Raw genomic sequence first — 25,828 nt, forward strand, 5'->3', positions numbered from 1 at the left:
CATGATGAAATCTGAAGCACGCTCGCTCAATACCGCGCCGATCGCCGCGCCACCGGCGCAGGTGATTGCACTCAAGGTAACGCCCGCACCGCGTCGGGGTCAACGCTGGCTCCGTCCCCTGCTGCAGCGGCTAATCCCCGCCAGTTGCGGCCTGATTCTGCTGCTGTTTGTCTGGCAACTGGCTTCAATGTCCAGTAAAGGCTTCCCCACGCCATATGCCACCTGGCAAGCCGCCGTCACGCTGTTTGCCGATCCGTTTTACAACAACGGGCCCAACGATCAGGGCATCGGCTGGAACGTGGTCGCCTCGCTGCAGCGGGTGGCAATCGGCTTTGGTCTGGCGGCGCTGGTGGGCGTTCCCGCCGGATTCCTGATTGGCCGTTTTACCTTTATCGCGCACATGCTCAACCCGATCATCGCGTTGCTGCGTCCGGTCAGTCCACTTGCCTGGTTGCCGATTGGCCTGCTGCTGTTCCAGCGCGCTGAACCGGCATCAAGCTGGACCATTTTCATCTGCTCCATCTGGCCGATGGTGATCAACACCGCCGAAGGCGTACAGCGAATTCCGCAGGATTATCTCAATGTGGCGCGCGTGCTGCGGCTCAATGAGTGGACAGTGATGCGCCGCATTCTGTTCCCGGCGGTGCTGCCTGCAGTGTTAACCGGTATGCGTTTATCGATGGGCATCGCATGGCTGGTGATTGTCGCTGCGGAAATGCTAACCGGTGGGCTCGGTATCGGTTTCTGGATTTGGAACGAGTGGAACAACCTCAATGTGGAAAACATCCTGATTGCCATCGTGGTGATTGGCGTGGTCGGGTTACTGCTCGAACAGGCGCTGATGTTACTGGCACGCCGCTTTAGCTGGGAAAAATAAGGAGCCGATGATGAATCCAATTATTCGCGTACAGCAGGTCAGCCAGCGCTTCAATACCGCAGGCGGCGAGTTCCTCGCCCTCGATAACGTCAGTTTTGATATCCACGAAGGTGAAACCCTCAGCCTGATTGGTCACTCCGGCTGCGGAAAGTCCACGCTTCTCAATTTGATAGCCGGGCTGACGCAGCCGAGTAGCGGCGTGTTGCTGTGTGACAACCGCGAAATCAGCGGTCCCGGTCCGGAGCGTGCGGTGGTGTTCCAGAACCATTCGTTGCTGCCGTGGCTGACCGCCTACCAAAACGTGGAGCTGGCGGTGCAGCAAGTGTTCAAAGGAAAAATGAGCAAAAGAGAGATGAGCGAGTGGATCGAACACAACCTCAATCGCGTGCAGATGAGTCACGCGCTGCATAAGCGTCCGTCGGAGATCTCCGGCGGCATGAAGCAGCGTGTCGGGATTGCGCGTGCGCTGGCCATGCAGCCGCGTGTGCTGCTGCTGGATGAACCGTTCGGTGCGCTGGATGCGCTAACGCGCGCTCATCTGCAAGACAGCGTGATGCGCATCCAGCAGGAGCTCAATACCACCATTGTGCTGATTACGCACGATGTCGATGAGGCGGTGTTGCTGTCAGATCGCGTGTTGATGATGACCAACGGCCCCGCCGCGCAGGTCGGTGACATTCTCAACATCGACCTGCCGCGTCCACGTTCACGGGTAGCGTTAGCCGACGAGCCGCGCTATCACCAGCTGCGTCAGCGGATTCTGCATTTCCTGTATGAAAAGCAAACGGCTGTGGCGTAAGGGGACAACCATGGTGCAGCGACTGGTAGTGATCGGAAACGGCATGGCGGCGATGCGCATGGTGGAAACCTTGCTGCAACGTGCGCCGGGTCGCTACGCCATCACGGTGATTGGCCGTGAGCCTCACGGCAATTACAACCGGGTGCTGCTGTCGCCGGTGCTGGCGGGCGAAAAAGCCTTCGCTGACACGGTGATCCACGAACCCGCATGGTATGCGGCACATCAGGTGCAGTTGCTGATGGGGGAAGAGGCGCTGCAGGTGGATATCCCTACGCGCACAGTACTAACCGACCAGCGCACCCTGCACTGGGACAAGCTGGTGTTCGCCTGCGGTTCGAGGCCGCGCATGCCGGATCTGCCCGGCATCCATCGCCCACAGGTGCAGGGTTTCCGCACGGTGCGAGACGTGGAGGCCATGCTCGCGCAGCAAGGTCCGGTGGTGGTGCTGGGCGGCGGATTGATTGGCGTGGAAGCCGCAGCGGCGCTGCGTCAGCGTGGACGTGACGTCACGCTGCTGCATCATCGTCCGTGGCTGCTTGATCGCCAGCTGGATGCCAAAGCGGGTGCGCTGTTGCAGCAGCATCTGGCACAGCGCGGTATTCGCTGTCGGCTCGGCGTCACTTTGCAGGCCATTGACGCCGAAAGCGTCACGCTCGGCGATGGGGCGGTTATCGCAGCGGAACAGGTGGTGATCGCCATCGGCGTGCTGCCGGAGATCGCGCTGGCGCAGGCGGCGGGCGTGCCTTGCCAGCGCGGCATTCTGGTTAACCGTCAACTGCAAACCGCGCTTCCGCATGTGTATGCGCTGGGTGAGTGCTGCGAAATCAGCGGCGAAACCTTTGGCTTGATTGCGCCTTGTCTGACGCAGGCCGCCGTGCTGGCAGCACAACTGGCGGGTGAACCCGTGGCCGACTTTCACTATCAGGAAAACGGTACGCGGCTGAAAGTCAGCGGCATTGAGATGTTCAGTGCGGGCGATATCAGCGAAGGCGACGCCATCAGCAGCTTTGACCCGCTGCACCAGCACTATCGCCGACTGTTTTTGCGCAATGGCGCACTGCGCGGCGTGCTGCTGTTTGGCGACAGCCAGGCGGCAGGCACGCTGCTACCACAACTTCAACAGGCCGCGCAGGTGGGCATTAACGCACTGTTCGGTCTTGACGACAACACAACGCAGCCAAGCGCTGCAGGAAGCCAGATGATGAGCAAACCTCTTCTCGCCGTGGTTGGACATGGCATGGTCAGCCACCATTTTCTCGAACAGCTGGTGAGTCGTGAACTGCATCAGCACTATCACATCGTGGTATACGGCGATGAGCCGCAGATGGCCTACGATCGCGTGCATCTTACCGAATACTTCAACGGTAAAAGCGCGGACGATTTGTCACTGGTCTGCGATAACTTCTTTCAGCAACACGGCATCGAACTGCGCAGCGGTTGTGAAGTGGTGGCAATTGACAGTGCAAAACGCAGCCTGCGTGATGCCAGCGGCGCGGAATTGACCTGGGATAAACTGGTGCTGGCGACCGGCTCGGTGCCGTTTGTACCGCCGGTTCCCGGCCACGATCACGCGCGTTGTTTTGTATACCGCACACTGGCCGATCTGGATGCGATTGCTGACTGTGCCCGTAATGCGACGCGCGGGGTGGTGATTGGAGGCGGGCTGCTCGGACTGGAAGCCGCCAACGCATTGAAACAGCTCGGTCTGGAAACCCATGTGGTGGAGTTCGCGCCGCGTCTGATGGCGGTGCAATTGGATGACGGCGGCGCGCAGATGCTGCGCGGCAAAATCAGCGCGCTGGGCGTTCAAGTTCATACCAGCAAGCAAACTGAAGCGATTGAGAGTCTGCCGGATGGCAGCCTGCAGCTGCGTTTTGCCGATGGCAGCCTGCTGGCAACGGACCTGCTGGTATTTTCAGCGGGTATTCGTCCGCGTGATGCACTGGCGCGCGCCGCCGGTCTGCAACTGGGTGAACGCGGCGGCATTCTGATCAACGACGCTTGCGCCACCAGCGCCGCAGATGTCTATGCGATTGGTGAATGCGCGCTGTGGCAAGGGCAAATTTTCGGTTTGGTTGCGCCGGGATATCAAATGGCGCGCGTACTGGCGGCGCAGCTGGCGCAGGAAGAACTGGCGTTCAGCGGTGCCGACATGAGCACGAAACTGAAACTGCTCGGCGTGGAAGTGGCGTCATTTGGCGATGCGCACGGGCGCACCGCTGACAGCCAAAGTTATCAGTGGATCGATAATCCAAAGGGCATCTACAAAAAACTGGTGGTGTGCAAAGATCGCAAAACGCTGCTTGGCGGCGTGCTGGTGGGCGACAGCGCAGATTACGCCAGCCTGCTGCAGATGATGCTGAATCAGTTACCGTTACCAGAAGAGCCGGAAAGCCTGATTTTGCCCCAGTTAGCGGGTGCGCCGGCTAAAGCGCTGGGTGTCGCGGCGTTGCCAGACAGCGCGCAAATCTGCTCGTGCCATAACGTCAGCAAGGCGGACATTTGCGGGGCAGTGCAGGGCGGCTGCGGTGACATGGCGGCGATCAAAAGCTGCACCAAAGCGGCAACCGGCTGCGGTGGGTGTAGCGCATTAGTCAAACAGGTGATGGAGTTCCAGCTCGCCAGTCAGGGCGTGGAAGTGAAGAAGGATATCTGTGAACACTTTGCCTACTCGCGTCAAGAGCTGTATCACCTGATCCGCGTCGGCAACATCACCACCTTTGAGCAGCTATTGCAGCTCAACGGACGCGGACAGGGCTGTGAAGTGTGCAAGCCGCTGGTGGGATCATTGCTGGCATCATGCTGGAATGACTACTTACTGAAGCCCGAACATCTGCCGCTGCAGGATACCAACGATCGCTACTTCGCCAACATCCAGAAAGATGGCACCTATTCGGTGGTACCGCGTGTGCCAGCCGGTGAAATTACGCCGCAAGGGCTAATTGCGATTGGTGAAATAGCCGCTCGTTACGATCTCTACACCAAAATCACCGGCGGTCAGCGCATCGATCTGTTCGGTGCGCGGCTCGATCAGTTACCGGATATCTGGGAACACTTAATCGCGGCGGGTTTTGAAACCGGTCACGCTTATGGCAAATCGCTGCGCACGGTAAAATCCTGCGTGGGGTCAACCTGGTGCCGTTACGGCGTGCAGGATTCTACCGCCTTCGCCATCGCATTAGAGAATCGCTACAAAGGGCTGCGCGCCCCGCACAAAATTAAAATGGCGGTTTCCGGCTGCACGCGTGAATGCGCTGAAGCGCAGAGCAAGGACATTGGCGTAATCGCCACGGAAAAAGGCTGGAACCTGTATGTCTGCGGCAACGGCGGGATGAAACCGCGTCATGCCGATTTGTTCGCCAGCGATCTCGATGATGAAACGCTGCTGCGCTACGTTGACCGCATCTTGATGTTCTATGTGCGCACCGCCGATCGTCTGCAGCGCACCAGCGTGTGGATGGATAACATGGAAGGCGGACTCGACTACCTGCGTCAGGTGGTGATCGAAGATTCACTCGGTATAGCCGTGCAACTGGAGCAGGAGATGCAGCGCGTGGTGGAGCGCTATCAGTGCGAATGGCACAGCACGCTGCAGGATCCTTCGCGTCGCGCCTTGTTTACCGCCACCGTCAACAGCGAGCAGCCTGACGAGACGCTCAACTATGTGCAGGTGCGCGGTCAGCGTCAGCCCGCGACGGCGGACAGCATTCCCGTTACCACGTTGCCGGCAGAACCCTGGAGTGCCATTTGCCTTGTCGACGCTATCCCGCCGTCTGCGGGCATGGGTGCGCGGTTAGGCGGTCAGCGTGTGGCCTTGTTCCGCTTGGGCGAGGCGATTTATGCGCTGGAAGATATTGAGCCCGGCACGCAAGCCAGCGTGCTGTCGCGTGGCATTCTCGGCGACGTAGCGGGCGAGCCGGTGGTGATATCACCGCTCTACAAGCAGCGCGTGCGGCTGCGCGACGGACAAAGTCTCGATAACGCCGAGCATCAGCTGCGCTGCTGGCCGGTGCGCGTGGAGGGCGGCAAAGTGTGGCTCGGGCATCAGCCGATTATTGCGCTGGCGGCGGCCTCATGAAAACCACCTGTCCGTACTGCGGTGTGGGCTGTGGCGTGGAGGTGAAAGCCCTCGATGCGCCGGTGAGCGGCGACCGCCAGCATCCGGCTAATTTCGGTCGGCTGTGCGTCAAAGGTTCAGCGCTGGGCGAGACCCTGATGCATGACGGTCGTTTGCTCTGGCCGCAGATTGATGGTCAGCGCGTCAGTATCGATGCCGCACTGGACCATGTGGCGGCGGGTTTCCGGCGCATCATCGATCAACATGGCCCGCAGGCGGTGGCCTTTTACGGCTCCGGTCAACTGCTAACGGAGGATTATTACACCGCCAATAAGCTGATGAAGGGCTTTATTGGCTCTGCCAACATCGATACCAATTCACGGCTGTGTATGGCTTCGGCGGTGGTGGGTTACAAACGCGCTTTCGGTGCCGATGCGGTGCCGTGCTGCTATGACGATCTTGAACAAGCCGATGTTGTGGTGTTAGTCGGCTCCAACGCGGCATGGGCGCATCCAGTGGCGTGGCAGCGGCTGGTGCAGGCCAAAGCCGAACGCCCTGAGATGCAGCTGGTGGTGATCGATCCGCGTCGTACTGCCAGCTGTGACCTTGCTGATGTTCATCTGGCGCTGCAACCGGGATCTGATAGCGCGCTGTTTGCCGGGCTGCTGAACTGGCTGGCGCACCATGCGGGTATCGATGCCAGTATGTTGCCGCATCTGGCCAATGTGGAAGCGACCTTAGCCGCCTGTGAGGCGTGGGATGTGGCGACGGTCGCCGCTGCCTGCCAGCTGAGTGAGCATGACATTGTGGCATTTTGGCAGCTGTTCGCAGCGCAGCCGCGCGTGCTGACGCTGTGGTGCATGGGCATCAATCAGTCACAAACCGGCAGCGATAACAACAACGCCATCCTCAATGCGCATCTGCTCAGCGGCAAAATCGGCCGTGCGGGCTGCGGACCGTTTTCGCTGACCGGACAGCCCAACGCCATGGGCGGCCGTGAAGTGGGCGGCTTAGCCAATCAGCTGGCGGCGCACATGGGCTTTAGCGCAGCAGAGGTTGATCGTGTTGCGCGCTTTTGGGGGAGCGATCGTGTTGCGCAGCAGCCGGGACTGACGGCAGTTTATCTGTTCAATGCCATCGAACGCGGCGACGTCAAGGCAGTGTGGATCATGGGTACCAATCCTGCCGTTTCGATGCCGGAAGGTAACCGCGTGGCGCACGCGCTGGCGAAATGCGAGCTGGTGGTGGTGTCGGAAGTCAGCGCCCACAGCGACACGGCACAATTTGCTGATGTGCTACTGCCGGCGCAGGCATGGGGCGAGAAAAACGGCACCGTGACCAATTCGGAGCGGCGTATCTCACGCCAGCGCAGTTTTATTGCGCCAGCCGGTGAGGCCAAAGCGGATTGGTGGCTGCTGGCGCAGGTGGCGCAGCGACTCGGTTTTGGCGCGGCCTTTGCCTGGCAGCATCCAGGCGAGATTTTCGCCGAGCATGCCGCGCTGTCTGGTTTTGAGAATCGCGGCACGCGCGCCTTTGATATCAGCGCGCTGGCAACCATCACGCGTGAGCAATATGACCAGTTAGCCCCGGTGCAGTGGCCGATCACTGCCGCGTCACCCAACGGCACCGCGCGGCTGTTTGCCGATCGCCGCTTTTACCATGCCGATGGAAAAGCGCGTCTGCTGCCGCCCGCGATACCGGTTAAAACCCTCATGACCACTGATTATCCGCTGCTGATGAATACCGGCCGCATCCGCGATCAGTGGCACACCATGACGCGCACCGGCAACGTGCCGCGACTGATGCAGCATTACGATGAACCCTTTGTCGCGCTAAATCCGCTGGATGCGGCGGCGTACGGCTTGAGCCACGGCGATGTGACGCGCGTGCAGTCGGCGCTGGGCTGGTGCAGCGGACGCGTCACCCTCGACAGCGGCCTGCAGCGTGGGCAAATCTTTGTGCCGATGCACTGGACAAGACAGTTCAGCGGGCAGGCCAACGTCGATGGATTAGTCGCGGCCAGCTGTTGTCCCGATTCCGCTCAGCCAGCGTTAAAACAAACGGCGGTGCGCTTGCAACTACTGCGTCCAGCGTGGCAAGGCTGGCTGTGGCTGCCGGACATCATCACGCCGCCTGCACTACTCTACTGGTCGCGAGCCCCACAGCCCGGCGTGCAGCGCTATGTGCTGGCGGGCAGCGCTCATGCTGGCGAATGGCTGATGCAACTGCCGGGCATGTCCGCATTGCAATGGCAGCAGGCGCAGGCGGGACAGCAATTGCACTGGCTTGGCTGGCGCGAGGGCAAGTTGGCATGCGCCTTTTATGCCGCGCCCTGGCTACCAGACATCGATCACCCATTTATCGCGCGGGCCTTCAGCCAGCCGCCCGATTTGCCGCAGCAGCGACATGCGCTGTTGGGCGGGCGACCGGCGCAGGGCGGCAGCCACGGACGTACCCTTTGCAGCTGCTTTGGCGTCGGTGAAGTGGCGATTCGCCGGGCCATCGCTGAGGGCTGTGATTCCCCGGCAGCGCTCGGCGCGGTGTTGAAATGCGGCACCAACTGTGGCTCCTGTATCCCGGAGCTCAAACAACTGCTCTCATCTCTGCGCGTGGCGCAGTAACGGAAAACATCATGACGCAAGCCAGTGAATCCCTCGACAAGCTGTTTAATCCGCGTGACGGCGAACACGCGCAAGGTGGCGTCTGGCTGGTTGGGGCTGGGCCGGGAGACGTAGAACTGCTCACCTTAAAAGCATGGAGGCTGATCAACAGCGCCGACGTTGTGGTGTATGACCGGTTGGTGAGCGAGGCGATCATGGCGGAAGTGCCGCCGGAGACGCTGGCGATTGATGTCGGCAAGAAGCCCGGCAGCCACGGGTTAAAGCAGGTGCAAACTAATCAGCTGCTGGTGGATTTAGCCCGCAGCGGGCGGCAAGTGGTGCGGCTCAAAGGCGGCGATCCCTTTATTTTCGGGCGCGGCGGTGAAGAGATGCTCTATCTGCAACAGGCGGGAATAGCCTGCCAGATCGTGCCGGGTATTACCGCCGCCGCCGGATGCGCGGCAGCCAGCGGCATTCCGCTAACGCACCGTGATTGCGCACAGTCGCTGCGGTTAATTACCGGTCACGGCAAAAGCGGTGAACCGCAGCTGGATGATGCCAGCCTCGCCGCCAATAACCAGACGCTGGTGTTTTATATGGGGCTGAAGTGGAGCGCCAGCATCAGCGCACAGCTGCAGGCGCAGGGCCGCAACGCGCAGACGCCGGTGGCAATCATTGAGAATGGCACGCGTGCCGATCAGCGGGTGATGATCACTACGCTGGCTGAGCTGGCACACACTGTTGAGGTGCAACAAGCCCAATCGCCGGCGTTATTGTTGGTGGGTGACGTGGTGCACTTTTATCGCCAACCGGTCAGGATTAATGCACATTCGAGCAATGTAGCGGCGCCATTTATGGCGACCAATCAGCCCGCAATTTCACTTATGGCTAAATAAGCTCACATTTCCCCCCTTTAATCCGCGCTTTAGCCTGTCAGGGTTTTGGCATTCTATGCTCAGAATTCCTGCCAGCTGAGGTAAGTCGTGGCTGAAGAGAGTAACGAGGACAAAACAGAATCGCCCACGCCCCACCGACTTGAAAAAGCGCGTGAGGAGGGGCAGATTCCGCGTTCGCGCGAGCTGACTTCAGTGATGATGCTGTTGATTGGATTGCTGATCCTGTGGGTCGGCGGCAACAGCATGGCGGAGCGTCTGGCCAGCATGGTCGCCACCGGATTTCGTTTTGATCACGGCATGGTGAACGATGACAAAGTGATCATTGGTCATATCGGCAGCCTGATTAAGCAGGCTGTGATCGCGCTGCTGCCGCTGATGGGCGGCTTAGTGGTGGTGGCGATTGCCGGGCCGATGGCGCTGGGCGGCCTTAACTTCAGCGGCAAATCCATTAAGTTCGATCTCAAAAAGCTCAACCCGCTCACCGGTATTGGCCGCATGTTCTCCGGCCAAACCGCTGCAGAGCTGGTGAAATCGATCATGAAAGCGGTGCTGGTTGGGCTGGTGGCTGGCTGGTACATCTGGAGCCATTGGGAAGAGATGCTGCGTTTGATGAGCGAATCGCCGATCAACGCGCTACATCATGGTTTGTCGATGATCGCCGCCTGCTGTGGGCTGATCATGCTGGGCCTGTTCCCGATGGTGGGCTTTGATGTGTTCTGGCAGCTCTACAGCTACTTCAAAAAGCTGAAGATGACGCGCCAGGAGATCCGCGACGAACATAAACAAAACGAAGGCGACCCGCACGTTAAAGGGCGTATTCGCCAGGCGATGCGCGCGGCGGCACGCCGTCGCATGATGGCCGATGTACCGAAAGCCGACGTTATCGTCACTAACCCGACGCACTACTCGGTGGCGCTGAAGTATCAGGAAGGCAAGATGAGCGCGCCCAAAGTGGTGGCCAAAGGCGCGGGCGATATCGCCCTGAAGATTCGTGAGCTCGCCAAAGAGCACCGCATCCCGATTCTTGAAGCACCGCCGCTGGCGCGTGCGTTGTATCGACACACCGAAATTGGTCAGTTCATCCCCGGCGCGCTGTATGGCGCGGTAGCGGAAGTGCTGGCCTGGGTTTGGCAGCTGCGACGCTGGAAGCGCGAAGGCGGCCTGATTCCAAACAAACCAAAAAACCTGCCGGTTCCGGCAGACATGGACTTTGCAGGAGAGAACACTAACGATGGCTAATTTAGCCGAGAAGCTGCGTTTACCGGGCAACTTTAAAGACACGCAATGGCAGGTGCTGGCGGGCCCGGTACTGATCATGTTGATCTTGTCGATGATGGTGCTGCCGTTACCCGCATTCATTCTTGACCTGCTGTTCACCTTTAACATTGCGCTGTCGATCATGGTGCTGCTGGTGGCGATGTTCACCCAGCGCACGCTAGAGTTCGCCGCCTTCCCGACCATTCTGCTGTTCTCGACGCTGCTGCGTCTGGCGCTGAACGTTGCGTCAACCCGTATCATTCTGCTGGAGGGCCACACTGGCGCCGATGCGGCCGGACGCGTGGTGGAAGCCTTCGGTCACTTCCTCGTTGGCGGTAACTTCGCCATCGGTATCGTGGTGTTCATCATCCTCGTTATCATCAACTTCATGGTTATCACCAAGGGTGCGGGACGTATCGCCGAAGTCGGCGCGCGTTTTGTGCTGGATGGGATGCCCGGTAAGCAGATGGCGATTGATGCTGACCTCAACGCCGGCTTGATTGGCGAACAGGAAGCCAAGCAACGCCGTACCGAAGTGACGCAGGAAGCCGATTTCTACGGCTCAATGGACGGTGCGAGTAAGTTCGTTCGTGGTGACGCCATCGCCGGCATCCTGATCATGGTGATCAACATCATCGGCGGCCTGTTGGTCGGCGTGGTGCAGCACGGCATGGATCTCGGTCACGCCGGTGAAACCTACACGCTGTTGACCATCGGTGACGGCCTGGTAGCACAGATTCCAGCGCTGGTGATCTCCACCGCCGCCGGTGTCATCGTAACGCGCGTGGGCACCGATCAGGACGTCGGCGAGCAGATGGTAACGCAGCTATTCAAGAACCCGCGCGTGCTGATGCTGAGCGGCGGCGTGATTGGTTTGCTCGGCCTGGTGCCGGGCATGCCAAACCTGGTGTTCCTGCTGTTTACCGCTGCGCTATTAGGACTTGCCTGGTGGTTACGCGGTCGCGAAATGCAGCCGAAGAAACCGGCGGAAGCTTCCAGTCTGGTGAAAACCCAGGAAACGCCGGCCACGGTGGAAGCGTCGTGGACCGATGTGCAGCTGGAAGATTCGCTCGGTATGGAAGTGGGTTATCGCCTGATTCCGATGGTCGATCACCTGCAAAACGGCGAACTTTTGGGGCGTATCCGCAGTATTCGTAAGAAGGTGGCACAAGAGGTGGGCTTCCTGCCGCCGGTGGTGCATATCCGTGACAACATGGAGCTGCCACCCGCGCGTTACCGCATCCTGATGAAAGGCGTAGAAATTGGCAGTGGCGATGCTTATCCGGGCCGCTGGATGGCGATCAACCCTGGCACGGCTGCTGGTTCGCTGCCGGGCGAGCCAACCGTCGATCCGGCCTTTGGTCTGGCGGCGATCTGGATCGACAGCGCCCTGAAAGAGCAGGCGCAGATTCAGGGCTTTACCGTGGTGGAAGCCAGCACCGTGGTGGCGACGCACCTCAATCACCTGATTGGCCAATACGCCAGCGAGCTGTTTGGCCGTCAGGAAGCGCAGCAGCTGTTGGATCGCGTCACGCAAGAGATGCCGAAGCTGACCGAAGATCTGGTGCCGGGTGTCATCACGCTGACGACGCTGCACAAAGTGCTGCAAAACCTGCTGACCGAGCGCGTCTCGATTCGCGATATGCGCACCATTATTGAAACACTGGCGGAACATGCGCCGGTGCAGAACGATCCGCAAGAGCTCACCAGCGTTGTGCGTGTGGCGCTGGGACGGGCGATTACCCAACAGTGGTTCCCGGGCAACGGCGAAGTGCAGGTGATCGGCCTGGATGCCACGCTGGAACGCCTGTTGCTGCAGGCGCTGCAAGGTGGCGGTGGACTCGAGCCAGGTCTGGCAGATCGCTTACTGGTGCAGGCGCAAGGCGCACTGCAGCAGCAAGAGATGGCAGGCGCGCCGCCGGTGCTGCTGGTCAATCATCCGCTGCGTGCGTTGCTGGCACGCTTCCTGCGGCGCAATCTGCCGCAGCTGATTGTGCTGTCGAATATGGAGCTGACCGACAACCGTCAAATCCGCATGACCGCCACCATTGGAGGCAAGTAATGCGTCGCTGGTGCTGGGCAGTAATGCTGATGCCGTTGATGGCGCTGCCGCTGGCTGTTGATGCGTCCAGCGGTGCCTGGACAGCCAACGCCAGCGGCCCAAGCCTTGGCGTGCGCGGTAACTGGCTGTTGACGCCTGCGCTGCGTGCGCCCTCCAGCGCGCCGGGCAACATTTCGCTGGTGTACTGGCGTTATCAGCTGAGCCGTCCTGCGCCCTCGGGTTTGGTGGTGCGCTTGTGTGCGGGCGATCGTTGTGTCGAGATTGAAGGCGCCAGCGGCAGTACGCGCGGCTTAGCCAACGTGGCGGCGGAAGAGACGCTGCATCTGGCATTTGGCTTTCAGGGGAAGGGCGCATTGCCGCCCGGCTTACGCGTGGTGAGCAGTGAAGTGACAGTGAATTATCAGTAACGCGTGTTACCTCGGCGACGCGCCCTGCGCCGCCGAGTGCAGTAATTAAGGCTTATCTCCCTGACCGTAAATTGGGGGTGAAGCCAGTTTTGCATCCTCTCTTAACCCTTTTACCTGCTTCGCATCCACTTTGGCCGCCGCCGGATTACCAAACTGCTGGGTAACAAAGTTACTGACATCCGCCACCTGCTGGTCACTCAGCTCAGGCGCAAAAGGCGGCATAAAGACTTCGCCTTCGCGCATATGGCGATGCACACCGTTGAGGACCACCGATACCACGTTCAGCGCATCTGCCGCGCCGGTGCTGGTGTGGTGGAACAGCGATGGATAGGCATGGAAACCGCTGCCCGATCCCGCACCTTCCGCGCCGTGACAGCTGGCACAGTTACCGGCAAACACCACCGCGCCGGGCTGAGCATGGCGGGTCGCATCATCGGCGCCGCGCAGTGCAATCAGCGCGGTGGAAGGTTGTCCCCAGCTGTCGCGCGCGCGGGTTTGCTGCGCGTCCGGCTGCGGCTTAACGCTGCGCAGATAGGTGGCGATGTCCTGCAGATCACTCTCGGGCAGATATTGCAGGCTGTGCTCAATCGCTTCGGCCATCGGTCCGGAGGCGCTGGCTTTGTTGGCGACAAAGCCGGTTTTCAGGTAGGTCACCAGCTGCTGATGGCTCCAGTCACCGATGCCTGCCTGCTTATCGGGTGTGATGTTGTACGCCATCCAGCCGCCGAGATCGCCGCCAGCCAATGCTTTATCGTTGTCCATGCCCATGGTCAGATTACGCGGCGTATGGCAGGTGCCGCAGTGCGCCAGCGCTTCAACCAGATAGCGGCCGTTATTCCACTGCGCGCTCTGCTGCGTATCGTTCTGCAATTCGCCTTTATCGAAGTTAAACCACTTCCAGAAGCGCATGCCCCAGCGTTGGTTGAATGGGAACGGCAGGTCGGTTTGCGGTGAAGCCTGATGCACCGGCGGCATCGACATGAGATAGGCTTTGATTGCCAGCACATCGTCGCGCTTCATTTTGGTAAAGGAGTCATACGGCATCGCCGGATAGAGCTGCTCGCCATTTTTGCCAATGCCGTCGCGCACCGCAGCAACGAACTGATCGTCACTCCAGCTGCCGATACCGTACTGCTTATCAGAAGAGATATTGCTGCCCCAGATCTGGCCGAAAGGCGTACTGACCGCAAAGCCGCCGCCAAACAGCGGGCCGTTGGTGGCGGTATGACAGGCGGTACAGTCACCGGCGCGCGCCAGATATTCGCCGCGCTTAATTTGAGCGGCATTGTCTGCCGCCTGCGCCACGGCGCACTGCATCAGGACCACCGCGATAGCGGCCTGAATCAATACAGGTTTCATCGGGTGCTCCTTACAAGCTTGCCAGAACGCTATCGGCCATACGCAGCGCCAGCGCGGTTCCGGTCAGCGTTGAGTTGACCGTCGAGGCCGACGGCATAATACCGGTACCGGCGATAAACAGGTTCGGGTGATCGTGGGTGCGACAGTGACCATCCACCACCGAATCCTGCGGATTGCTGCCCATGATCATGGTACCGGTGATATGTTGGTTGTTGTCGTAGACGCCGCGTTTGCTGTAGACCGCCTCGGTGCCGCCCATCTCTTTCACCATGCGCTGGAAGTCGATCATCGACTGGTCATAGCCGCGATGCACATATTCCGGGAAGCGGTAGTAAACCTCGAGGCGGGGAATGCCCCAGGCATCCTTCTCGGTTTTGCTCAGCGTGACGCGGTTCTGCGGCTCCGGCAGCATCTCCAGCAGACACTTCAACTGAACAAAACGCTCGGCCTGGAAGGCCAGCTTGTCGTTGAGCGCCTTGCCGTAATAGCCCTGACGCACCAGACGTTCGGTGAGATAACGCACCGGCGAGGTGTTGGCGAGGTCGATACGCAGCGCCGAGCGCTCACCACGGAAATCGCCGTCGCGCATGTTGTTGATGCTGCCGGGTCGCATTGGCCCACGGCCAAACCACACCGGCTCATCGGCGTAGAACTCCACTGACGATCCCGGATGGTCCATCAGGTTGCGGCCCACCATGCCGGAACTGTTGGCAATGCCGTCCGGGTAGCGTTCGCTGGTGGAGAGCAGCAGGATTTTCGGGCTTTCGATGCCGTTGGCGGTCAGGACAAACTGTTTGCCAGTGACGCGATGGCGCGCTTTGTTCTGATCGAGATAGTGCACCGCCTGAATGGTGCCTTTGTCGTCAGCCTCAATGCGGAACACCACCGCATTGGTGACGATTTTGACACCGGCATCCAGCGCCTTACGCGCGGCGATGCCGCCGTGGTACTGCGCATCGATCGGGCAAACCGGCATGCAGTTGTTGTTGCCGCAGCAGGCCGGGCGACCGTCATAGGCGATACTGTTACGCGCCTGCGGACCAATGCCCACCTCATAACCCAGCGGACCGAGTCGCTGCTTCAGACGATCGAAGCCATACGGCAGCGGAATGCCCGGCAGCGGATAAGGGCGCGAACGCGGCGAAGCCAGATCGCTGTCACCGGACACGCCCATCTGGTATTCGGCGTCGCAGTAATAGGGTTCCAGCTCGTCATAGCTGATCGGCCAGTCGCGGCCAATGCCGTACAGCGACTGAATGCGCATATCGTTCGGCAACAGGCGGAACGCTTGTCCAGCCCAGTGCCATGTGGTGCCGCCGGTGCCGCGCAGATATTGGGCGCGATAGGGATCCGGGCCTTTTTGAATCAGGTAATTGTTATCGCTGGGAATGAATTTAGGCTGCGGTGCCCACGGCTGCGGCGGATACGGTTCGGTGAAGTCGCCCTTAAACGGCGAGTTGCGGAAATACTCCACCGCCTGATCGCGCTTAATCTCCGGGCCGGACTCCAGCATCAATACCGAAGCGCCTGCTTTGGCCATCTTCAGCGCCGCCAGTGAACCGGCAATGCCGGCGCCAATCACCACCACATCGGCGCTTAATGAATCAGACATGTGCTCTCCTTGCAGGCGGCTGCGTCCAGAAGTTAGGTTGCCCCGGCGCGTAGCTCGGTGGTAACAGGGAATCACGCACCAGCTGATAGCTGACGATATTCTCAAAAGCGATACATTGCGGGCGCGGCAGCGGGCCGACAACGCCGAGATACCAGCCGGAAACCAGCGCCTGATAAAGATCGCCGAGGGCTTTGGGTTGGGTACTCAGCAGCGTCAGCAGGCTGCTGCCGTTGGCGGCAGGTTGCTGCTGCAGTAGCGCGCTGAGCGTATCAAGCAGGCTGTCCAGCTGCGGGAAATGCGCGTGCAGCCAGCTGTAGAGGCGCTGCGCCAGCAAGGCATCCGGCTGGTCCAGTCCGGTTAATCGGACGGAAATCGCAGTAAAACTGGCGGACGGAGCCACTGCGGCGGCCAGCGGTGGCGAGGCGAAAGCCAGGCTGCCGGGGAGCGCCTGCGTCAGGACGCCAGCCACCAACAGGCCCGCCGTGCCGGTCAGCAACCGGCGGCGTGAAAGAGTCATCATGGAAATCCCCGAAAGTTATTTCAGCGCCTGAGCGGCAGCCTCTGAAGCCTGATTATCCAGATCCTGTTTGGGGGTGCTGACGCCAACCGCGCCGACCACTTCATTCTGCAGCGTGAGCGGGAAACCGCCGCCGAGCGCCACCGCGTGCGGGATGGCGAGAACCGTGGTTTCGCCGCTCTGCAGACGCTGCATAAATTTCAGGGAAGGGGCGTGATACAGCGCCGAGGTACGCGCTTTACCAATGGCGGCATCGACGCAGCCCGGCGATGCGCCGTCAAGGCGCTGGAAGGCCAGCAGCGTACCGCTGGCATCAACCACCGCTACACAGCCGGTGCTGTGCTGCGCGCTGATGCTGTTTTTGACGCTGGTCATTACCTGGTTGGTGTGGCTGGCGTCCAGCGCGGCGGCGCTGGCCTGGCCAATACCCGCTGCCAGCAGCAGGGAAAGGGCGACAGATGCTCTAATCTTCATGTTTTGCTTCCGATAGTTATTGTTTTAAAACCTGCTTCTCGTCTCGCTTACGCTACGCTGTAGCAAAAATGTAAACAATTGCCGATAAACAAAACGCATACCTCTATGCGTATAACTCATTGAGGTGGATAGATCTTATCCAGCGTCTGTTGCCAGACGAACGGCGTGAGTTGTTGATAGCGCAGGGAGCGGGCGTTTAACGCATCAATCAGCCCTTGCTGCGTGGCAACAATCGCTGCGCTCATGGCGGCCGGTACCTTGACGTCCTGCAGCGTTTTCACCACTTCCTGCATCTCTTCGGCGCGTCGTTGGCCGTGCTCCGCCACGCGGCTAATCAGGTAGTGCGGCAGCTGATCGTTCCAGCCCAGCGACGGGAAACTGGCGTGCAGCGAGTCGAGCACCGCTTGCTCTACGCCATACTGGCGCGCCGCGCTCAGGCATTCGGTGGTCAGCGCCTCGAGGCCTTTGATCATCACGCTGCGGCACATCTTAATCGCTGAAGCTTCACCCACTTCGCCACCCAGCAGGCGGCTGTTGAGGCCCAGCTGTTGCAGCAGCGGCTGCACCTGTGCAGCCTGAGCGCCACCAATCAGCAGCGGCGTGGCCAGCCGCTTTGGCGGCACCGGCGCCATCACCGCCACGTCGATATAGCTGGCACCCGCAGCGTGAATCACTTCAGCCGCGGCGCGTTTGGTGTGCGGTGCCACCGAGTTGAGATCGAGAAAGTGCTGCCCGGCCTGTAACAGCGCTGCCGCCTGCTGCGCCACGTTGAGGGTCTGCGACGCGGTAACGGTGGAGAACACCAGCGCGGCGTCCTGTAATGCATCCGCCAGCGAAGCGGCCAGCCGCACGCCGCTCTGCTGCGCTTTTTGCTGCAGCGCGGGCAGGGTTTCTGCCGCGAGGGCTTTGCGATCCCATACCGTCACCGCATTGCCCTGTGCCTGTAAATCATGGGCGAGAATGCCGCCCGCTTCGCCAAAACCGATAAAGGTGATGTTCATCAATTACTCCTTGCTGAAGGGCCAGACTGCCGCCGGAATCATGACTTCACCGGCGAAAATGGCACGCGCGGTGCGCAACAGACCGCAGCCCGCCAGCGGGTTATCGCCTTCGCGCTGCAGCAGCACGCTAAATTCACCGCTGGGATGTTCCACGCTCAGGCGCTGTTGAGGTTGCTGGCTGGTGCGTGCCAGTCCGTCGGCGACGCTGCCGGGGATCAGGCAGGCGCTGGCGACACTCACCGCGCCAAGCACGCCAATCGAGGCATGGCAGCGGTGCGGAATAAAGGTGCGTGAGCTGATGGCGCCACCGTGACGCGCTTCGGCCAGCAGCGTGACTTTGGGCACCGTACGCTGGCTGACATCCCCTAAATTCATCCGCGGCCCGGCCTGCTGGCGGATCGACTCCAGCCGCTGCTTGAGCTCGCTGTCGTTATCTAACGCGTCGCGGCTTTCATAGCCGCTGCGATTGACATCCGCTGCACGCACCAGGATCACCGGCATGCCGTTGTCGATGCAGGTGACATCGATGCCATCAAAACGATCGCGCGGCTGACCGGTTGGCAGTAGCGCGCCACAGCTCGAACCGGCAATGTCTTTGAAGGTGAGGGCGATTTCGCCTGCGCTGCCCGGTACGCCATCAATGCGTAAGTCGCCGTCATAGTCGACTTCACCGTCGGGCGTGGCGAACACCGCCTCGGCAATCTGCCCGGTGTTCTGCATAAAAATGCGCACACGGGTGCGTTCGCTGCCTGCCTTGACCAGCCCGCGTTCGACGGCGAAAGGGCCGACGGCGGCGAGGATATTGCCGCAGTTTTGCCCGTAATCGACGCGGGCTTGATCGACGTTGACCTGGGCAAACAGGTAATCGACATCGGCATCGTCACGGTGTGAAGCGCTGACGATCGCCACTTTGCTGGTGAGCGGATCGGCCCCGCCGAGGCCGTCAATTTGACGGATATCGGGCGAACCCATCACCGCCAGCAGTACCCGATCGCGGGCCGCCGGTTCGGCTGGCAGATCCTGTGCCAGAAAGCAGGCGGCTTTGGAGGTGCCGCCGCGCATCAGTAAGCAGGGAATGCGACGCTGGCGCATGGTTTACTCCTCCAGTTGATCGAGCGTGTCGAGATAGCGCAGTCCTTTTTCCGCCAGGCGCGGGCGCATCTGATAGATATCAAGGCCCAGCTCACCGGCCGCTAAACGCAGGCGTTTGCTCTCTTCCAGCTCTTCACGCTGACGCGCTTTGGCCGCCACGCTGGCAGCTTCATCGCGTGCCACCACCACCACGCCGTCGTCATCGGCGACGATAACGTCACCCGGCCAGATCAGCTGCCCGGCACACACCAACGGCACATTCACCGAGCCGAGCGTCTCTTTCACCGTGCCCTGCGCATATACCGCACGCGACCAGACGGCAAAGCCCATCTCACGCAACGTGCGGCTATCGCGCACACCGACATCCGCCACCAGCCCGCGCACGCCGCGCGCCTGCAGCGAGGTCGCCAGCAGATCGCCGAAGAAGCCGTCGCTGCACGGCGAGGTTGGCGCAACCACCAGCACATCGCCCGGCTGGCAGAGCTCCACCGCGACGTGAAACATCCAGTTATCGCCGGGTGCGACCAGCACGGTGACCGCGCTGCCCGCAATAGCACAATCCTGCTGAATCGGGCGAATGGCAGGATCGAGCAAACCTTTACGCCCCTGCGCTTCATGCACAGTGGCGACGCCAAAGCGCGCCAGCGCGTCGATATCGGTGGCTGCCGCACGCGGGATGTGGCGCACCGCGACGCCTTTTTTCGCGATGATGCTCATGCCAGATCCTCCGTGACGCGCGGGAAGATGCTCTGATAACCTTCGCCATAAATGATGTCGCGGCTGGTGGTAATGCCGACGTTACGCTTGGCCTGCACACCGCGCTGCTGCGCTACGCGCGTGTAGTATTCCCACAGATGTTCCTGCCCGGCCATGCACTGAATCGCCTGATATTTTTTGTCCCACACCGAGGTGATATCCAGCAGCACATCCGGCTTCCAGTTGCACTGCTCAGGCTGGTGCGGCTCGAAGCAGTACACCGGTGGTGCACCGACAATTTTTTCGCCCGGACGGTAGCCTTCGGCCTGGGCGATAATGCGCGCCTCCTGCGCCAGATGCGTGGCCATCGGGTGATCGTAGTTGTAGGGATCCTGCAAGGAATGGGTCAGAACAAAGTGCGGTTGCACCCGGCGATAGACGTCCGCGAGGCGGAACAGGGTTTCTTTATCGGCACGCAGCGGATAATCACCGAGATCAAAAAATTCAATGCTAGCACCGAGGATGTCTGCGGCGGCCTGCGCCTCGCTGCGGCGGGCGGCTTTGACTTTCGCCTCGCTCATCTCCCCCTTGCGCCACAGCTTGGCCGATTCGCCGCGCTCACCAAATGAGAGGCAGACAACGTGAACGTCATAGCCCTGAGCATGGTGCAGCGCGATGGCACCGCCGGCGCGCCAGACAAAATCCGCTGAGTGAGCGCTGACCACCAGCGCGGTTTTTTTTGGGGTGTTGTTAGTCATGGCATACTCCTCCGCTGTTTTTTTCCATGCTGTCACTGCCCACCTGGCGGCGATAATTCATTTCATTGCAGCGGGTATGCGTTTTATTTATATTGCGACATCGATCGGTAGTGAAAACAGGCAGGGAAAAATGGCGGAAAAGGGCACGCAGGAGCTGACAAATCTGATGCAAATCAGGGCATTTAGTCAGGTGGTAGCACAAGGCAGTGTCTCACGGGCAGCAGATGAATTATTTCGCACCCAGTCGGCCATTACCCGCGCTATTCGCGACCTGGAACTCACCTTAGGTGTGACGCTATTTGAACGTCACGCCGGCGGCATGATGCTGACTGACTTCGGTAAATGTGTGCTGCCGCGTGCGCTGCGGGCGATTGAGGAGCTGCATCAGGTGCCGCAGCGGCTGGCTAAATTGCAGGGACGCGGTGCGCAGCGTAGCGATGCGGAACCGCTGTGGCTGTTTAACGTGCGTCGGCTGCAAATTTTTATCACCCTGTGTCAGACGCGGCATATGCAGACGGTGGCAGCGCGTCTCGGACTGAGCCAGCCGGCGGTGAGCGCCGCGCTACGCGTGCTGGAAAACGGCGCGGGCATCGCGCTGCTGGAGCGCACGCCGCACGGCATGATGCCTTCGCTGGCCGGAAGTGAAATTGAAGCCAACGTGCGGCGTGCGCTGAATGAATTGCGGCACATTCCGGCCGATATCGCTGCCCGCAGCGGGATACTCGAGGGAACGGTGCGCGTGGGCGCATTGCCGCTGGGACGCACGCGTATCCTGCCGCAGGCGATCGTGATGCTGACGGCGCGTTATCCGGGCGTACGCGTGGTCACCAGTGAAAGCGCCTTTGGCGTGCTGGCTTCAGAGATGCGCTCGGGGGATATCGATTTTATCTTTGGCGCGCTGCGCCGCGATGAAGATGCGCTTGACGTCACGCGCGAGACGCTGTTCTCCGAACGTATGGTCCTGCTGGCGCGTCACGATCATCCGCTGGTAGGACGTGAGCTCTCTACCGATGATCTGCGCGCGGCGCGTTGGGTGCTGCCGCGTTCGGCCACGCCAGCGCGTTATCTGTTGAATAACAGTTTTCAGGCGATGGGCATTCCGGCACCCGATCCGGTGGTGGAAACCGGCGATCTGGCGTTGGTGCGCGGCTTGCTGATGCAGTCGGATATGCTGGCGGCGGTCTCCGCGCACCAGCTGGAAGTGGAACTGGCGTCCGGCGCGCTGGTGGCGTTGCCGGTGCCTTTGCCGGATACCGATCGCGCTATCGGGCTGACGGTGCGGGCGGGCTGTCTGCACTCACCGGCAGCGGATGCGTTGATCCGCTGCCTGCGTGAAGTGTGCGGACAGGACCAATAATCAACCTGCGCGCGCCGCTTCCATCAACGCATAGCGGTAACCGCGAATGCCGTAGCCGCAGATCACGCCTTGTGCGACGTCGGAAAGATAGGAGTGATGACGGAACGGCTCACGCTTGTGCACGTTGGTGATGTGCACTTCCCACAGCGGCAACCCCACGCCGGTGACCGCATCGCGGATCGCCACCGAGGTGTGCGTCCACGCCGCCGGGTTGATCACCAGCGCCTGCGCTTCGAGACGCGCCTGCTGAATCCACTCAATCATTTCCCCTTCGTGGTTGGTCTGGCGAAACTCAATCGTCACGCCCAGCTCTTCCGCCGTTGCGCGGCACAGCGCTTCGACGCTTTGCAGCGTGTCGGAACCGTAGGTTTCTGGCTCGCGGGTGCCCAGTAGATTGAGGTTCGGGCCGTTCAGTACATAGATGGTTCTCATCGTGACTCCTGTAATTCAGTAAAACCAAACAGCCGCTGTGGCGTGTGCCAAAGCACCTGACGGCGGCTCTTTTCATCGGGGATCAGCTGTTCGATCAGCAGCAGCTGCGTGCCCATATCCATGCGTTCACTGGCGCGCAGGAAAGGCCAGTCCGATCCCCACATGCAGTTTTCCGCGCCGAAAGCGTCCAGCAATGCCAGCAAATAAGGATGTCCATCGCTGAAGGGATAGGGCTGCCGGGAGAATTTCGCCAGCCCGGAGAGCTTGACGCTGGTGCGCTGCTGGCCGGCCAGCGACAGCAGCGCCTGAAAGGCTGGTTGTGCTACGCCCGCGCTGACGTCAGGCCGACCGGAGTGATCGATCAGCAAACGCGTGCGGGTGCGTGACAGCAGCGGCATCAGCGCCAGTAGCTGATCGTTTTGCACCTGAATCTGGGCAAAGAGATCCAACTCCGCCAGCCTGCCCATCAGGGCATCAAGCTGAATAAATGGCTCGGTGCCCAGCATCGCCACATTAAGCGCAATGCCGACGATGCCTTGATCTTTCAGGCTGGCGAGCGTGTCGCTCTCCACGTCACGCGGCGTGACGGCAATGCCCTTGAAACGGCCCTCACCGCGCTTGATGGTATCCAGCAGGCAGCGGTTATCGGTGTTATAGCCCGACGTCGGGCCAACAATCAGCGAGTGGCGAATGTTGTAGGCCTGCATCACAGCACGATAGTAATCCGGCGTCGCCAGCTCGTGTCCGTCCGGGTTATAGGCGCTCTCGGGCGCCCAGGGAAAGTGTACTGGATCAAAAACGTGGTGATGGCAGTCGATGACCGGTTGCGTAAACATCAGTCTGCTTTCCCCGCCACCGAGTAAAGTACCTGCTGATTGCGCATCTGCTGGAACTGTTCCAGCGTTTCACCACGCATCGCTGAGTAGATATGCAGGTTAGAGACGCCTACCACCGCACCCAGTTTTTCCAGCAGGAAGAAGCTGATGCCGTAATGGATCATGCCGCGCCAGTCGAGCTGGGTAATCAGCGTTTGCTCTTCAGCGCTCAGCCCGGCTTCCTGATACAGCGCCTGCGGAGCTTCGCGGAATCGCTTGCGCCACTCTGGCTGAATCATGCGGTGCAGGAAGCGGTTGATGCGCAGCGCTTTCAGGCTGCGCGCCTGGGTGAACGGATAGGTGCCGGGCAGTTTTTCCACGCCGCTGAGTTGCAGATTGATCTTATCGCGCTGACGCTGGTGCACATCGACCGGCGCTTCGCGTGACTGATTTTCGAGGATCAGCGTGGCGATCCCGGTCATCGAAGGCAGATAGTAATCCTGATGTAGTTTCTCGACGTTGGCCGACAGCGCACCGCGCATGATCAGCCACATAATCACTTCCGCACCTTCCAGGCCGCCGAGCGTGGCGTATTCAGCCAGCGTTATTTCGGTCAGACGTTCGGGATCGTTAATCAACAGATCGATAAACTGCGCATCCCATTCGGGATTGTTGAAGCCGCAGCGCTCGCCGTGTACCTGATGTGAAACGCCGCCGGTCGCGACCACCGCAACGTTCAGATCCTCCGGGAAACTCTCTACCGCACGCTTCAGTGCCTGGCCAAGTTTATAGCAGCGACGCGCCGTCGGGATCGGGAACTGCAACACGCCGACCGCCAGCGGAACCACCTGCATCGGCCAGCCGCCTTGCCACGGTGCCAGCGCCGACAGCGGCGAAAACAGGCCGTGATCCAGCGCTTTGTCCTGGAAGAATGACATATCGAACTCATCCGCCATCAGGCTGGCACCAATATGCTGTGACAGCGCCGCATGGCCTTTTACCGGCGGCAGATCGCGCGGGCCGCCGCCTTCATCCGCAACGGCATATTCGTCATCAATGCCCAGCACAAACGCCGAGTAGTGATCAAAAAAGAAGGAGGTGACGTGATCGTTAAACACATACAGCAGCACATCCGGTTTTTTCTCCTCCAGCCAGCGCTGCATCGGGGCAAAGCCATCGAAAATCGGGGCCCATGCGCCTTCCTGCTGCTTGTTGTGATCAACCGCAAAGCCAATGGTGGGAGTATGCGAAACCGCTAAACCGCCTATGATTTTAGCCATAATTTTTTGACCTCTACTTCATCGATTATTGAGGGTACGCGACAGGGACGGCAGGTCGTTAAGGTCGATGCCTTTAACCTGACGGGCCACCTGTGCAGGGTGATGTCGGGTGATGGAAAGTGCCGCCAAAACTGCCGGGAGCGACAAAACGATAAAAATGGCTGTTTGCCCAGGGAACACGCCGAGCAGCACGCCGCCCAGCGACGAGCTGATAATGGCGCCGCTGCGACCAATGCCGTGCATCCAGCACACGCCGGTGGCGCGCATTTCGGTGGGATAAAAGGCCGGGGAGAAGGCCTGCAATCCGGTTTGTGCACCGTTGATGCAGACGCCGGCGAAGAACACCAGCAGCGCCAGTACATTCGGGCCAAAGCTCCAGATGCCCTGCGACACCAGGCAGAAGCTGCCCAGCAGATAGAACAGGGCGATAACATATTTCGCTTTGAAACGGTCCATCAGCCCACCAACCATTAAGCCGCCAAAGGTGCCGCCCAGCTGGAATAAGCCCGCCACAATCGCCGCACGCTCCAGCGTCACGCCGCCAGAACGCAGGATGGTTGGCAGCCAGCCGTTAAGCAGATAGATGACGAATAGCCCCATGAAGTAGGTGAGCCATAACACCACCGTGCCGCCTGCATAGCCGCGGCTGAACAACTGCAGCACCTGCGCTTTTTTCGGGATGATTGGCGCATTGAGCACAAAGGCGGCGCCAGCAGAGAATTCGCCGCCCAGACATTTGAGCACGGCGGCAATCTTGTCGCGACTGACTTTGCGCACCACCATATACATCGCCGATTCCGGCAGCAGCCACAGCAGCAGCGGCAACATCAGCAACGGCAGCAAGCCCCCTAAACCCAGCACCGCTTGCCAGCCAAAGTGTGGCAGCATGCCGGCGGCAATGAATCCGCCCAATCCGGAACCGATATTAAACCCGCTGTACATCACGGTGATCATCAGGCTGCGACGGCGTTCCGGCATATATTCCGACACCAGCGTGACGCAGTTGGGCATCACCGCACCGAGACCGAGACCGGTGAGAAAACGTAACACACCCATTTCCAGCGGCGTGCGCGCGAAGGCGCTCATCAGGCTGAAGCAGGCGAAGACGGCAATCGACAGCAGCAGCACGCGTTTGCGGCCAAATTTGTCGGACCACGGACCGGCAATTAGCGCGCCAATCGCCACGCCAAACATCGCGGCACCGAGAATCGGCCCCATTTCTGCATGGCTGATGCCCCAGTCTTCAATCAACGCGGGCGCAATGAAACCCATCGCTGCCGCATCGTAGCCATCAAACATGATGATGATGAAACACAGGCTGAGGGTCAGCCACTGGTATCCGGTGATCGGGCGGGCGTCGATCCAGCCTTTTACATCGATAATGTCGTGATTGCTCATAGGATACGCTCTGATTTTTTTATTAATAACGTTATCGGGTTGAGATTTTATTCTGCCCTGACATTGGCCGGGGGCATCACTT

The 25,828-nt window shown here is 60.2% G+C and carries 21 protein-coding genes; 9 read left to right on the forward strand and 12 right to left on the reverse strand.

Annotated features, from left to right (window positions below):
• The first annotated feature begins 4 nt into the window (after positions 1-4).
• The 8 genes from ntrB to flhE all read left to right on the forward strand — a co-directional run bounded on the left by ntrB (position 5) and on the right by flhE (position 12,955).
• Positions 5-877 (forward strand): nitrate ABC transporter permease, encoded by an 873-nt coding sequence (gene ntrB / locus PZBJ_RS21045; RefSeq protein WP_101764127.1) that lies wholly within the window; start codon positions 5-7, stop codon positions 875-877.
• Positions 878-887: 10 nt separating this feature from the next.
• Entirely contained in the window at positions 888-1,676 is a 789-nt protein-coding gene (locus PZBJ_RS21050) for an ABC transporter ATP-binding protein (RefSeq protein WP_101764128.1), read from the forward strand.
• Between the two features lie 10 nt (positions 1,677-1,686).
• Positions 1,687-5,754 (forward strand): nitrite reductase large subunit NirB, encoded by a 4,068-nt coding sequence (nirB, locus tag PZBJ_RS21055; RefSeq protein WP_101764129.1) that lies wholly within the window; start codon positions 1,687-1,689, stop codon positions 5,752-5,754.
• Complete coding sequence (locus PZBJ_RS21060; RefSeq protein WP_101764130.1) at positions 5,751-8,354, forward strand: nitrate reductase; 2,604 nt, start codon at positions 5,751-5,753, stop codon at positions 8,352-8,354. Before nirB ends, PZBJ_RS21060 begins: the two co-directional genes overlap by 4 nt.
• A gap of 11 nt (positions 8,355-8,365) precedes the next feature.
• Complete coding sequence (gene cobA / locus PZBJ_RS21065; protein WP_101764131.1) at positions 8,366-9,229, forward strand: uroporphyrinogen-III C-methyltransferase; 864 nt, start codon at positions 8,366-8,368, stop codon at positions 9,227-9,229.
• 87 nt (positions 9,230-9,316) lie between these two features.
• Positions 9,317-10,468: a flagellar biosynthesis protein FlhB gene (gene flhB, locus PZBJ_RS21070; protein WP_101764132.1), complete on the forward strand. Its 1,152-nt coding sequence runs from the start codon at positions 9,317-9,319 to the stop codon at positions 10,466-10,468.
• The gene (gene flhA / locus PZBJ_RS21075) at positions 10,461-12,548 is read left to right on the forward strand and encodes a flagellar biosynthesis protein FlhA (RefSeq protein ID WP_101764133.1); all 2,088 of its coding nucleotides are present in this window, start codon (positions 10,461-10,463) and stop codon (positions 12,546-12,548) included. Before flhB ends, flhA begins: the two co-directional genes overlap by 8 nt.
• Positions 12,548-12,955 (forward strand): flagellar protein FlhE, encoded by a 408-nt coding sequence (gene flhE / locus PZBJ_RS21080; protein ID WP_101764134.1) that lies wholly within the window; start codon positions 12,548-12,550, stop codon positions 12,953-12,955. The genes flhA and flhE overlap by 1 nt, the downstream gene beginning before the upstream one ends.
• 45 nt (positions 12,956-13,000) lie before the next feature.
• Here the strand turns inward: flhE and PZBJ_RS21085 are convergent, their stop codons facing one another.
• The 8 genes from PZBJ_RS21085 to galB all read right to left on the reverse strand — a co-directional run bounded on the left by PZBJ_RS21085 (position 13,001) and on the right by galB (position 20,464).
• Complete coding sequence (locus PZBJ_RS21085) at positions 13,001-14,314, reverse strand: c-type cytochrome (RefSeq protein WP_101764135.1); 1,314 nt, start codon at positions 14,312-14,314, stop codon at positions 13,001-13,003.
• Between the two features lie 10 nt (positions 14,315-14,324).
• Complete coding sequence (locus PZBJ_RS21090; RefSeq protein ID WP_101764136.1) at positions 14,325-15,926, reverse strand: GMC family oxidoreductase; 1,602 nt, start codon at positions 15,924-15,926, stop codon at positions 14,325-14,327.
• Positions 15,919-16,446: a sugar dehydrogenase complex small subunit gene (locus PZBJ_RS21095; protein ID WP_101764137.1), complete on the reverse strand. Its 528-nt coding sequence runs from the start codon at positions 16,444-16,446 to the stop codon at positions 15,919-15,921. The genes PZBJ_RS21090 and PZBJ_RS21095 overlap by 8 nt, the downstream gene beginning before the upstream one ends.
• A gap of 15 nt (positions 16,447-16,461) precedes the next feature.
• A complete protein-coding gene (locus tag PZBJ_RS21100; protein ID WP_101764138.1) occupies positions 16,462-16,917 on the reverse strand; it encodes a GlcG/HbpS family heme-binding protein in 456 nt (151 codons plus the stop codon).
• Between the two features lie 116 nt (positions 16,918-17,033).
• On the reverse strand, positions 17,034-17,918 hold the full coding sequence (locus PZBJ_RS21105; protein WP_101764139.1) for an NAD(P)-dependent oxidoreductase: 885 nt from the start codon (positions 17,916-17,918) through the stop codon (positions 17,034-17,036).
• Between the two features lie 3 nt (positions 17,919-17,921).
• Complete coding sequence (locus tag PZBJ_RS21110; protein WP_101764140.1) at positions 17,922-19,010, reverse strand: 4-oxalomesaconate tautomerase; 1,089 nt, start codon at positions 19,008-19,010, stop codon at positions 17,922-17,924.
• A 3-nt stretch (positions 19,011-19,013) separates the two neighbouring features.
• Entirely contained in the window at positions 19,014-19,727 is a 714-nt protein-coding gene (locus PZBJ_RS21115) for a 4-carboxy-4-hydroxy-2-oxoadipate aldolase/oxaloacetate decarboxylase (RefSeq protein ID WP_101764141.1), read from the reverse strand.
• On the reverse strand, positions 19,724-20,464 hold the full coding sequence (gene galB / locus PZBJ_RS21120) for a 4-oxalmesaconate hydratase (RefSeq protein ID WP_101764142.1): 741 nt from the start codon (positions 20,462-20,464) through the stop codon (positions 19,724-19,726). The genes PZBJ_RS21115 and galB overlap by 4 nt, the downstream gene beginning before the upstream one ends.
• A 130-nt stretch (positions 20,465-20,594) precedes the next feature.
• Between galB and PZBJ_RS21125 the strand changes: the two genes are divergently transcribed.
• On the forward strand, positions 20,595-21,821 hold the full coding sequence (locus tag PZBJ_RS21125; RefSeq protein ID WP_101764143.1) for a LysR family transcriptional regulator: 1,227 nt from the start codon (positions 20,595-20,597) through the stop codon (positions 21,819-21,821).
• Here the strand turns inward: PZBJ_RS21125 and aroQ are convergent, their stop codons facing one another.
• The 4 genes from aroQ to PZBJ_RS21145 are packed head-to-tail and all read right to left on the reverse strand — an operon-like array spanning position 21,822 to position 25,746.
• On the reverse strand, positions 21,822-22,253 hold the full coding sequence (gene aroQ, locus PZBJ_RS21130; RefSeq protein ID WP_101764144.1) for a type II 3-dehydroquinate dehydratase: 432 nt from the start codon (positions 22,251-22,253) through the stop codon (positions 21,822-21,824).
• Positions 22,250-23,089, reverse strand: a complete 840-nt coding sequence (locus PZBJ_RS21135) for an amidohydrolase family protein (protein ID WP_101764145.1) — start codon at positions 23,087-23,089, stop codon at positions 22,250-22,252. The genes aroQ and PZBJ_RS21135 overlap by 4 nt, the downstream gene beginning before the upstream one ends.
• On the reverse strand, positions 23,089-24,348 hold the full coding sequence (locus PZBJ_RS21140) for a gallate dioxygenase (RefSeq protein WP_101764146.1): 1,260 nt from the start codon (positions 24,346-24,348) through the stop codon (positions 23,089-23,091). The genes PZBJ_RS21135 and PZBJ_RS21140 overlap by 1 nt, the downstream gene beginning before the upstream one ends.
• A gap of 18 nt (positions 24,349-24,366) precedes the next feature.
• The gene (locus PZBJ_RS21145; RefSeq protein ID WP_101764147.1) at positions 24,367-25,746 is read right to left on the reverse strand and encodes an MFS transporter; all 1,380 of its coding nucleotides are present in this window, start codon (positions 25,744-25,746) and stop codon (positions 24,367-24,369) included.
• Positions 25,747-25,828: the final 82 nt, after the last annotated feature.

The sequence above is a fragment of the Pantoea endophytica genome, assembly GCF_002858935.1.
GTDB lineage: Bacteria > Pseudomonadota > Gammaproteobacteria > Enterobacterales > Enterobacteriaceae > Pantoea > Pantoea leporis.

Bases quoted from the DNA above. Each gene is read 5' to 3' on its own strand.
- ntrB (WP_101764127.1), top strand. From the start codon at position 5: ATGAAATCTGAAGCACGCTCGCTCAATACCGCGCCGATCGCCGCGCCA.
- PZBJ_RS21050 (WP_101764128.1), top strand. From the start codon at position 888: ATGAATCCAATTATTCGCGTACAGCAGGTCAGCCAGCGCTTCAATACC.
- nirB (WP_101764129.1), top strand. From the start codon at position 1,687: ATGGTGCAGCGACTGGTAGTGATCGGAAACGGCATGGCGGCGATGCGC.
- PZBJ_RS21060 (WP_101764130.1), top strand. From the start codon at position 5,751: ATGAAAACCACCTGTCCGTACTGCGGTGTGGGCTGTGGCGTGGAGGTG.
- cobA (WP_101764131.1), top strand. From the start codon at position 8,366: ATGACGCAAGCCAGTGAATCCCTCGACAAGCTGTTTAATCCGCGTGAC.
- flhA (WP_101764133.1), top strand. From the start codon at position 10,461: ATGGCTAATTTAGCCGAGAAGCTGCGTTTACCGGGCAACTTTAAAGAC.
- flhE (WP_101764134.1), top strand. From the start codon at position 12,548: ATGCGTCGCTGGTGCTGGGCAGTAATGCTGATGCCGTTGATGGCGCTG.
- PZBJ_RS21085 (WP_101764135.1), bottom strand. From the start codon at position 14,314: ATGAAACCTGTATTGATTCAGGCCGCTATCGCGGTGGTCCTGATGCAG.
- PZBJ_RS21090 (WP_101764136.1), bottom strand. From the start codon at position 15,926: ATGTCTGATTCATTAAGCGCCGATGTGGTGGTGATTGGCGCCGGCATT.
- PZBJ_RS21095 (WP_101764137.1), bottom strand. From the start codon at position 16,446: ATGATGACTCTTTCACGCCGCCGGTTGCTGACCGGCACGGCGGGCCTG.
- PZBJ_RS21100 (WP_101764138.1), bottom strand. From the start codon at position 16,917: ATGAAGATTAGAGCATCTGTCGCCCTTTCCCTGCTGCTGGCAGCGGGT.
- PZBJ_RS21105 (WP_101764139.1), bottom strand. From the start codon at position 17,918: ATGAACATCACCTTTATCGGTTTTGGCGAAGCGGGCGGCATTCTCGCC.
- PZBJ_RS21110 (WP_101764140.1), bottom strand. From the start codon at position 19,010: ATGCGCCAGCGTCGCATTCCCTGCTTACTGATGCGCGGCGGCACCTCC.
- PZBJ_RS21115 (WP_101764141.1), bottom strand. From the start codon at position 19,727: ATGAGCATCATCGCGAAAAAAGGCGTCGCGGTGCGCCACATCCCGCGT.
- galB (WP_101764142.1), bottom strand. From the start codon at position 20,464: ATGACTAACAACACCCCAAAAAAAACCGCGCTGGTGGTCAGCGCTCAC.
- PZBJ_RS21125 (WP_101764143.1), top strand. From the start codon at position 20,595: ATGGCGGAAAAGGGCACGCAGGAGCTGACAAATCTGATGCAAATCAGG.
- aroQ (WP_101764144.1), bottom strand. From the start codon at position 22,253: ATGAGAACCATCTATGTACTGAACGGCCCGAACCTCAATCTACTGGGC.
- PZBJ_RS21135 (WP_101764145.1), bottom strand. From the start codon at position 23,089: ATGTTTACGCAACCGGTCATCGACTGCCATCACCACGTTTTTGATCCA.
- PZBJ_RS21140 (WP_101764146.1), bottom strand. From the start codon at position 24,348: ATGGCTAAAATCATAGGCGGTTTAGCGGTTTCGCATACTCCCACCATT.
- PZBJ_RS21145 (WP_101764147.1), bottom strand. From the start codon at position 25,746: ATGAGCAATCACGACATTATCGATGTAAAAGGCTGGATCGACGCCCGC.